The 9,347-nt window shown below is 70.8% G+C and carries 7 protein-coding genes; 3 read left to right on the top strand and 4 right to left on the bottom strand.

All coding sequences use genetic code 11. The features are described from left to right. Positions 1 to 21: 21 nt before the first annotated feature. The 3 genes from IM767_RS17415 to IM767_RS17425 all read right to left on the bottom strand — a co-directional run bounded on the left by IM767_RS17415 (position 22) and on the right by IM767_RS17425 (position 4,819). Complete coding sequence (locus tag IM767_RS17415; RefSeq protein ID WP_109210995.1) at positions 22 to 1,152, bottom strand: alcohol dehydrogenase catalytic domain-containing protein; 1,131 nt, start codon at positions 1,150 to 1,152, stop codon at positions 22 to 24. A 185-nt stretch (positions 1,153 to 1,337) separates the two neighbouring features. Further along, a complete protein-coding gene (locus IM767_RS17420; RefSeq protein WP_109210994.1) occupies positions 1,338 to 4,058 on the bottom strand; it encodes a cation-translocating P-type ATPase in 2,721 nt (906 codons plus the stop codon). 62 nt (positions 4,059 to 4,120) lie between these two features. Further along, positions 4,121 to 4,819, bottom strand: coding sequence for a TetR family transcriptional regulator (locus tag IM767_RS17425; RefSeq protein ID WP_109210993.1), 699 nt, complete (start codon positions 4,817 to 4,819; stop codon positions 4,121 to 4,123). Between the two features lie 128 nt (positions 4,820 to 4,947). On the opposite strand from IM767_RS17425, the gene IM767_RS17430 reads away from it, so the two are divergent. The 3 genes from IM767_RS17430 to sucD all read left to right on the top strand — a co-directional run bounded on the left by IM767_RS17430 (position 4,948) and on the right by sucD (position 8,814). Further along, complete coding sequence (locus tag IM767_RS17430) at positions 4,948 to 6,528, top strand: FAD-dependent oxidoreductase (RefSeq protein ID WP_109210992.1); 1,581 nt, start codon at positions 4,948 to 4,950, stop codon at positions 6,526 to 6,528. Positions 6,529 to 6,713: 185 nt separating this feature from the next. After that, complete coding sequence (sucC, locus tag IM767_RS17435) at positions 6,714 to 7,877, top strand: ADP-forming succinate--CoA ligase subunit beta (RefSeq protein ID WP_109210991.1); 1,164 nt, start codon at positions 6,714 to 6,716, stop codon at positions 7,875 to 7,877. 34 nt (positions 7,878 to 7,911) lie between these two features. After that, the gene (sucD, locus tag IM767_RS17440) at positions 7,912 to 8,814 is read left to right on the top strand and encodes a succinate--CoA ligase subunit alpha (RefSeq protein WP_109210990.1); all 903 of its coding nucleotides are present in this window, start codon (positions 7,912 to 7,914) and stop codon (positions 8,812 to 8,814) included. A 77-nt stretch (positions 8,815 to 8,891) separates the two neighbouring features. Here the strand turns inward: sucD and IM767_RS17445 are convergent, their stop codons facing one another. Continuing rightward, a complete protein-coding gene (locus IM767_RS17445; protein WP_109210989.1) occupies positions 8,892 to 9,125 on the bottom strand; it encodes a tautomerase family protein in 234 nt (77 codons plus the stop codon). Positions 9,126 to 9,347 lie beyond the last annotated feature (222 nt).

The raw sequence follows: 9,347 nt of genomic DNA on the forward strand, positions 1-9,347 counted from the left end.
CTTGAGTAGGGGTGGTGCGGTTCAGGTGCGAGTGGTCGCCTCGAACGTGATCAGCTGGCGCAGCTCGCCGCCCGCGGCCAGCCGGTCCATCGCGGCGTCGAGCCCCTCGAGGCCGATGCGCGACGAGACGAGGCGCTCGAGCGGCAGGCGTCCCGCGCGCCACAGCTCGACGTAGAGCGGGATGTCGCGGCTGGGCACTGCAGACCCCAGATAGCTGCCGACGATGGTCCGCGCTTCGGCGGTGAGCACCAGGGGTGAGACGCTCGCCAGGGCGTCGGGTGCGGGCAGGCCCACCGTGACGGTCGTGCCGCCTGGCGCGGTGAGCGCCAGCGCCGTCTCGAACGCGCGGGCCGCACCGGCGGCCTCCACCACGACGGGGGCGCGGATGCCGCGGTCCACCGCCTCGGCGGGGGTCAGCGCGTCGACGGCACCGCAGGCGCGGGCCGCATCGAGCTTCGCGGGAACCGTGTCCACGCCGATCACCTCGTGCCCGAGCGCGACCGCGACGAGGAGGGCGGCCATGCCCACGCCGCCGAGTCCGACCACCACCACCCGTTCGCCCGGCGCAGGGCGGCCGGCGTTGATGACGGCGCCCCCGCCGGTGAGGACGGCGCAGCCGAGGAGCGCCGCGATCTCGGCGGGCACGTCGGCGTCGACCGGCACCACCGAGGCCCGGCTCACCACGGCGTGCGTGGCGAACGCCGACACGCCGAGGTGGTGGTGCACCCCCTGTGCGACGCCGCCGCGGTCGCGATGAAGACGGATGCCGCTCCCGAGCAGCGTGCCCGCGGCATTGGCCGCCGAGCCCGGCGCGCACGGCAGCCGCCCGTCGGTGCGGCATCCGTCGCACTCGCCGCAGCGCGGCAGGAAGGTCATGACGACGCGATCGCCCGGGGCGAGGTCGTCGACGCCGTCGCCGATCCGCTCCACGATGCCCGCCGCTTCGTGACCGAGCAGCATCGGAACGGGGCGTACCCGGTTGCCGTCGACGACGCTGAGGTCGGAGTGGCACACGCCGGCCGCCTCGATGCGCACGAGCAGTTCGCCCGGCCCCGGCGGGTCGAGGTCCAGCTCGCCGATGGTGAACGGGCGGGACTGCGCGAACGGCGGCTGCGCGCCCGAGATCTCGAGCACTGCTCCGGTGATCCTCATCCGACCTCCTCGTCGTGACGGCGGCGTCGTTCGCCGCGTGCGGACATCCACCCTCTCGCGATTCCTGGGCTGTGCCTGAAGATACAGCATACCGACCGCGCGGTATGTCACGTATTTCACCTTGCTACACATGAGAACGCGCGCCATCCGGAGGCGGGTGGCGCGCGTTCTCGCGGGAGTCGGACTCAATCGTGCGCGGCGCGGCGGCGCAGACGTGCGCGGCGGATCCACTTCTCGAGCTCGATGAGCACGGGCACCAGCAGCGCCAGTCCGAGCGCCGTCAGCCACTCGTTGCCCGACAGGCTCGTCGTGCCGATGAGACGCTGCATGAAGCCGATCTCGACCGCCGCGACCGTGAGCGCCAACGGGATCGACAGCCACTTCACCGCGGTGAGGATCGGGGCCGCCAGGCCCGACTCGGGGTCGCGGCGCATCACGAGTCCGCCGAAGATCGAGCCGAGCGCGCACACGACGAACGCCATCGTGACCGGCACGTTCGGCTCGGTGGAGCTGAGCTGGTCGGGGTAGATCAGCAGCGGCACCAGGGTCGTGATGAAGATGAGGCCGCCGTAGATGAACCACAGCGTGACGGCGCCGGGGTTCGCGATGGTCTTCTTCGGGTCGCGCGGCGGCTTCAGCATGATGCCGTCCGGCACCGGGTCGAGCAGGATCACGATGACCGGGAAGATCGCCACGAAGAAGTTGAGGAACAGCACCATGATCGGCGTCAGCGGCACGCCGTCGTTGATGTCGAAGATGCTCGCGACGAGGAAGAGCAGCACCAGCGAGAACAGCTGCGACATCTGGAAGCGGACGTAACTGACGATCTTCTCGTAGATCGACCGCCCGAGCCGGACCGCGGTCACCAGGGTGCCGAAGTTGTCGTCGACGAGGATCATCTTCCCCGCCTGCTTGGTGACGTCGCTGCCGGAGCCCATCGCGACTCCGATGTCGGCCTGCTTGAGCGCCGCGGCGTCGTTGACGGCATCGCCGGTCATCGCGACGACGGCGCCCTGCTCCTGCATCAGCCGGGCCAGGCGCAGTTTGTCCTCGGGCGTGACGCGGCCGAACATGTGCAGGCGCGGCAGCGCCGCCTTCAGCTCGTCGTCGCTCATCGCCTGGATCTCGGCGCCGCTGGCCGCGCCGTCGCCGAGGCCCAGCTTCGCGCCGATGGCGGCGGCCGTGATCGCGTGGTCTCCCGTGATCATGCGCACTTCGATGCCGGCCTCGCGGGCGATCCGCACGGCCTCCTTCGACGACGGCCGCAGCGGGTCGATGATCCCGACGAGTCCGACGAACGTGAGGTCCGCAACCGCGGCCATCGGGTCGTCGGCGACGGGGGCATCGGCGTCGAAACGCCGGAAGGCGAACGCCAGCACGCGCAGCCCCTGCTCCGACAGCGACCGGTTCGCCTCGAGGATCGCGTCGCGGCGGTCGGCGATCGGCACGACCCCCTCCATCGTCGACACCGAGCTGCAGCGGTCGAGCACCACGTCGGGGCCGCCCTTGACGTAGCCGACGAGCGTCTCGACGCCCTCGACCGGGATGCGGTGGAAGGTCGCCATGAACTTGTACGCGGAGTCGAACGGCACCTCCGCCACACGCGGGAACTTGCCGCGGGTGAGCTCCGCGTCGGCGCCGAGCTTGGCGGCGAGGACGACGAGCGCGGCCTCCGTCGGGTCGCCGATGACGACGCCGTCGTCCGACACTGTGGCATCGGAGCAGAGCGTGAGCCCCAGCGCGAGCTGGGTGAACTGCGGCACCGGCAGGCCGGCGGTGTGGCGCACCTCGCCCGTCTTCTCGTAGCCGCTGCCGGCGACCGAGAACCAGTCGCCGCGGTAGTACAGCGACTCGACCGTCATCTCGTTCATCGTGAGCGTGCCGGTCTTGTCGGAGTTGATCGCGCTCGTCGCGCCGAGCGTCTCGACATCCGTCAGGTTCTTGACGACCGCCTTGTGCTCGGCGAGCTGGCGGGAGCCGTACGAGAGCATCGCCTGCACGAACGAGGGCATGCCGGTGGGGATGGCCGAGATCGCCATCGAGATGCCGAGCAGGATCACCGAGGCGATCTCCTGGCCGCGCAGCAGCCCGGTGATGATGATGATGGCGACGGCGCCCCACGCGATCCAGCCCAGCACGCCGGTGAGCGAGTCCAGCTCGCGCTGCAGCGGCGACTTCGCGGGCTTGACCGCCGACAGCATCGACGCGATGCGACCCATCTGCGTCTGCATCCCGGTGTCGGTGATGACGACCGTCGCGGTGCCGCGGGTCACCTGGGTGTTCTGGAACACCATGTCGGTGCGGTCGCCCAGCGTGGTGTCGGGATCGGTCAGGCTGCCGGCGTCCTTGGCGATCGGCGCGCTCTCACCCGTGAGGGCGGCCTCCTGCGTCTCGAGGGTCGCCGAGCGCACGATGCGGCCATCTGCCGGCACGATGTCGCCCGCCTCCAGCGCCACGATGTCGCCCGGCACCAGCGTGGTCGCGTCGACCTGCACGAGCGTGCCGTCGCGCACCACCTTGGCCTGCGGGATCTGCATCTTCGCGAGGGCGTCGACGGATGCCTTCGCCTTGAGCTCCTGCCGGGTGCCGAGCACGATGTTCAGCACGACGAGCGCCCCGACGAGGATGCCGACGCTCACCTGGTTGATGAAGAGGCTGATGACCGCGACGGCAACGAGCATCACGTTCATGGGGTCGGCCAGCTGCTGCAGGGCGACCTGCCACGTCGACGGCGGCTTCTCTGCCGCGATCGAGTTCGGTCCGTGCTCGGCGAGCCGCTGCGCGGCGTCCGCGGCGGTCAGCCCGCGGTCGCGATCGCTGCGCAGGGCCGCGACCACGGCATCGGGATCCTGTGTGTACCAGGGCGTCTGTCCTGCCGTGTCCGGCGAGGTGTCCACGGTGCTCATGGCATGAACATACCGCCGCGCACGGGCGCGCTGGGAGGGAATTCCGCGCGGCGCGCCGAGACTCAGTCGTCCAGGTGCTCGCGCAGTCTCCGCGCCAGTTCGGCGGTCGGCATCGCGCGCGGGAAGACCGCCACGACCACCTGATCGTCAGCGGAATCGCCCTCGTCCTCGGGCAGCACGCCGAAGCGCCGGCGGGCGTCGTCGAGCGCTGCCCGCAGCACCGAGACGGGCACCTTCTTCGGGCCGCGGATGAGCCGCCGGAGCACATGGTTGTGGATCGCGGTGATGAGAGCGGAGAACCCGACGGCGTCGAGCGGGTCGAGTCCGGGAAGCGACGCGCGGAGGTACTCGTCGAAGAGGCGCTCGTAGCGGAACACCGTCACGATCTCGCGATCCCGCAGCGCGGGGACGCCGCGGACCACCGCATAGCGTCGCCGCGCGAGCTCGGGATCGGCCGCGAAGTGCCCGTAGACGAAGAGGGATGCCTCGCACACGGCCGCCCACGGATCGCGATGCGGCTGCGCGAGGAACTCGCGGAGCCGGTCGAGAAGCAGCTCGTGGTCGGTGAACACCACGTCGTCCTTGCCGCCGAACTGCCGGAAGAACGTCGAGCGCGACACCCCGGCCGCCTGCGCGATCTGCTCGACCGAGGTCTGGTCGAATCCCTGCTCGGCGAACAGCTCCAGGGCGGCGGCGACCACGGCCGCGCGGGAGGCGGCCTGACCCGCGACGGGGTTCGGTGCGGCGGCGGTGTCGGACATCTCGGGGGAGAGCCTAGTCCGCCGCACCGCCGCGGGACGCGGCATCCGTCTCGCGCGTCGAATTTGCACCGCCGCCCACCGCTGTCAAGGGCGTCGACGCCGCTGCGCGGGTCCTCTTCACTGGGGCCATGACGCCGATCTGGAAGAGGGAAGCCGAATCGGTCGAGGGGACGCCCTTCGAACCCGGGCGCCGCCGCGACGTCATCGTGGTCGGCGCCGGGCTCACCGGCCTCTCGACGGCGCTGATGCTGGCGCGCGAGGGACGCGACGTGGCCGTCATCGAGGCGGGGGAGGTCGGACAGCTCGCGTCGGGCTCGAACACCGGCAAGCTCTCACTGCTGCAGGGGTCGGTGCTCTCGACGCTGCGCCGGCATCATCCCGCGCGACTCGCGCGGGCCTACGTCGAGGCGAACCGCGACGGTGCGCAGTGGCTCACCGGGATCGCGGATGAGCTCGGCGTGCCGTACTCGCGGCGCACCGCGTACTCGTACGCGCGGACGCCCGACGGCGCAGAGTGCGTCGACGCGGAGCTGCGTGCGGCGACCGAGGCGGGACTGCCGGTGCGGCGGGTCGAGCCCGACCAGCTCGCCCAGTCACCCTTCCCGATCGTCGACGCGGTCGCGCTGGACGGTCAGGTCGCGATCGACCCGCAGCGGATGGTCGTCGCGCTCGCGAAGGAGTATCTGCGCATCGGCGGGGTGCTGCACACCGGGGTGCGGGTCACCCGCGCACACGCCGTGCCGCGTGCGGCGGTGGAGACGACAGCGGGCTACGCCGAGGCCGATCAGATCGTGCTGGCGACCGCGACGCCGATCATCGACCGCGGGCTCTACTTCGCCAAGGTGCGCGGTCTGCGCTCGTCGTGCGTCGCGTTCACCACCGACGGGCCTCTCCCGGAGGGCCTCTACATCTCCATCGACGGCGCGACGAAGTCGGTGCGGTCGATCACCCCGGAGGACGGGCCGGCCGATGCGGCGCAGCTGATCGTCGGGGGGAACGGATACCCGGTGGGGCGGATGCCGTCGGCGCGGGCCGCCGTCGACAACCTCGTCACCTGGACCCGGCACCACTTTCCGGGCGCGGACCCCGTCGCCCAGTGGTCGGCGCAGGACTACGAGTCCCACGACCTCATCCCCTTCGTGGGCGCGATGCCGCGGGGCCTCGGGCGCATCAGGTTCGCGACCGGATACGCCAAGTGGGGCCTGTCCAACGCGCCGGCGGCGGCGCTGCGGCTGACGGCGGAGATCGGCAGGGTGCCGCGGCGCGATCGTCCCGACTGGATGAACGTCATCGCCACCCGTTTCACCGTGCCCGCCGACCTCGCGCGCGGCGGGGTCGAGAACCTGCGAGTGGGGTGGGAGGCCGCCTCGGGCTGGATCGGCGCACAGGCCGCGCCGACCCCGGTGCGCAGGCCATCCGAGGGCGAGGGCGTGGTCGCGAGCCGGGGCACGCACCCGGTCGGCATCTCGACGGTCGACGGGCAGACGCGCGCCGTGAGTGCGGTGTGCCCGCACCTGGGCGGTGTGCTGCGGTGGAACGACGCCGAGCTCACGTGGGACTGCCCGCTCCACGCGTCGCGGTTCACCGCGGACGGCAGCCGCATCGAGGGCCCCGCCCTGTGCGACCTGACCCGGCTGCCCCGCGTGCACGGTGAAGAGGTCGAGGACGACGAGGACCAGCCGGCGGCCCCCGCAACGGCGGCGCGGTGACCGTGTTGCGCCGGCTCAGGGAGGCTGCTCGACGGCCGGTTCGGCTGCGGTGAACCGCCCGGCGCGTCGCTGCGGTCCGAACCGGACGACGACCGGTAGTAGGCTGGGGGACTGGTCGATATCTCGACGTCGAGACGCTTTTCGCGTCATCCCACCCCCATTCGCCACCTGCGAAGGAAATCACTGTGGATCTGTACGAGTACCAGGCACGAGACCTTTTCGAGAAGTACGAGGTGCCGGTGCTCGCCGGCATCGTCGCGGACACGCCGGAGGAGGTGCGGGCCGCGGCCGAGAAGATCGGCGGAGTCGTCGTCGTCAAGGCGCAGGTGAAGACCGGCGGTCGCGGCAAGGCCGGCGGTGTGAAGGTCGCGAAGACCCCCGACGAGGCCTATGAGGCGGCGAAGGCCATCCTCGGCCTCGACATCAAGGGCCACGTCGTCAAGCGCGTGATGGTGGCGCAGGGTGCTCGCATCGACAAGGAGTACTACTTCTCGGTGCTGCTGGACCGCGCCAACCGCTCCTACCTGTCGCTGTGCAGCGTCGAGGGCGGCATGGAGATCGAGGAGCTCGCCGTCGAGCGCCCCGAGGCCCTCGCCCGCGTGGCCGTCGACCCGCAGCAGGGCATCGACAAGCAGAAGGCCGTCGAGATCGCCGAGGCGGCCGGGTTCTCCGCCGACCTCGTCGACAAGGTGAGCGACGTGTTCGTCAAGCTCTACAACGTCTACACGGGCGAGGACGCGACGCTCGTCGAGGTCAACCCGCTCGTGCTCACGGAGGAGGGCGACGTCATCGCCCTCGACGGCAAGGTCTCGCTCGACGAGAACGCCGACTTCCGCCACGCCGGTCACGCGCTGCTGGAAGACAAGGACGCCGCCGACCCGCTCGAGGCGAAGGCCAAGGCCAACGACCTCAACTACGTCAAGCTCGACGGCGAGGTCGGCGTCATCGGCAACGGCGCGGGCCTCGTGATGTCGACCCTCGACGTCGTCGCGTACGCCGGCGAGAACCACGGCGGCGTGAAGCCGGCGAACTTCCTCGACATCGGCGGCGGCGCATCGGCCGAGGTCATGGCCGCGGGACTGGACGTCATCCTGGGCGACCCGCAGGTCAAGAGCGTCTTCGTCAACGTCTTCGGCGGCATCACCGCGTGCGACGCGGTCGCCAAGGGCATCGTGGGCGCGCTCGCCGAGCTCGGCTCGAGCGCCTCGAAGCCGCTCGTCGTCCGCCTCGACGGCAACAAGGTCGAGGAGGGCCGCGCGATCCTCCGCGATGCCAACCACCCGCTCGTGACCCTGGCCGAGACGATGGACGAGGGCGCCGACAAGGCCGCCGAGCTCGCCAACGCCTGAGCCGCCGACATCCGGAACTAGGAAAAGAACAGACATGTCGATCTTCCTCAACAAGGACTCCAAGGTCATCGTCCAGGGCATCACCGGCGGTGAGGGCACCAAGCACACCGCCCTCATGCTGAAGGCCGGCACCCAGGTCGTCGGCGGCGTGAACGCCCGCAAGGCCGGCACCACGGTGCTGCACACCGACGCCGACGGCAACCCCGTCGAGCTCCCCGTCTTCGCCTCGGTGCAGGAGGCCATCGACGCCACCGGCGCCGACGTCTCGATCGCCTTCGTGCCGCCCGCGTTCACCAAGAGCGCGATGGTCGAGGCCATCGACGCCGAGATCCCGCTCCTCGTCGTGATCACCGAGGGCGTGCCCGTCGGCGACACCGCCGAGGCGTGGGCGTACGCGCAGTCCAAGGGGAACAAGACCCGCATCATCGGCCCGAACTGCCCCGGCATCATCACGCCCGGCGAGTCGCTGGTGGGCATCACCCCCGCCAACATCACCGGCAAGGGCCCGATCGGCCTCGTCTCGAAGTCGGGCACGCTGACGTACCAGATGATGTACGAGCTGCGCGAGATCGGCTTCTCGACGGCCATCGGCATCGGCGGCGACCCGATCATCGGCACCACCCACATCGACGCGCTCGCCGCGTTCGAGGCCGACCCCGAGACCAAGGCGATCGTCATGATCGGCGAGATCGGCGGCGACGCCGAGGAGCGCGCGGCCGACTTCATCAAGGCCAACGTCACCAAGCCCGTGGTCGGCTATGTCGCCGGCTTCACGGCGCCCGAGGGCAAGACCATGGGCCACGCCGGCGCCATCGTGTCGGGCTCCGCCGGCACCGCGCAGGCCAAGAAGGAGGCCCTCGAGGCCGCCGGCGTCAATGTCGGCAAGACGCCGTCCGAGACCGCGTCGCTGATGCGCGAGATCATCCAGGGTCTCTGACCCTCCCCGGTCCCCGGTATCGACGAAGAGGGGCGGATGCCGCAGCCACGGGCTGCGGCATCCGCCCCTCTCGTTGCTCAGTCGGCGGTCGAAGAGTGGAAGCGCGCGACCTGACCGGCCCGGTCGGCGTCCTCGCTGGCGAGCACGCCGCCGTTCGCGACGAAGTCCGCGGCGACCTCTTCGAACATGATGCGGACGTCCTGCTGCCGGGCGCCGAGCGCCTCGACCGCGGCGCGCGTGACCTCCTCGGCGAATCTGCGCCGCTGATCCACAGTGCGTCCGGGCAGGAGCTCGACTCTGATGTTGGGCATTACCCGTCTTCCCGCCGCGCCGTCTCAGGGGACGCGGTCGGCGCCAGCCTAGCGAGCGACCCGCGAAAAGCAGGGCGCGCGATGTATTCCAAAAGCGGAATCCGCCTCCTCCACTTGTGAAGCGGCCCTGGCCAGGGCTAAATTCCCACTCGGGTGCGGACGGCGCAAGCCGGCCGCATTGGGGGTGGGGATCTCGTTGGACGAATGGGCAGAAGGGGCCCC

The organism is Microbacterium ureisolvens, assembly GCF_015278315.1.
GTDB lineage: Bacteria > Actinomycetota > Actinomycetes > Actinomycetales > Microbacteriaceae > Microbacterium > Microbacterium ureisolvens.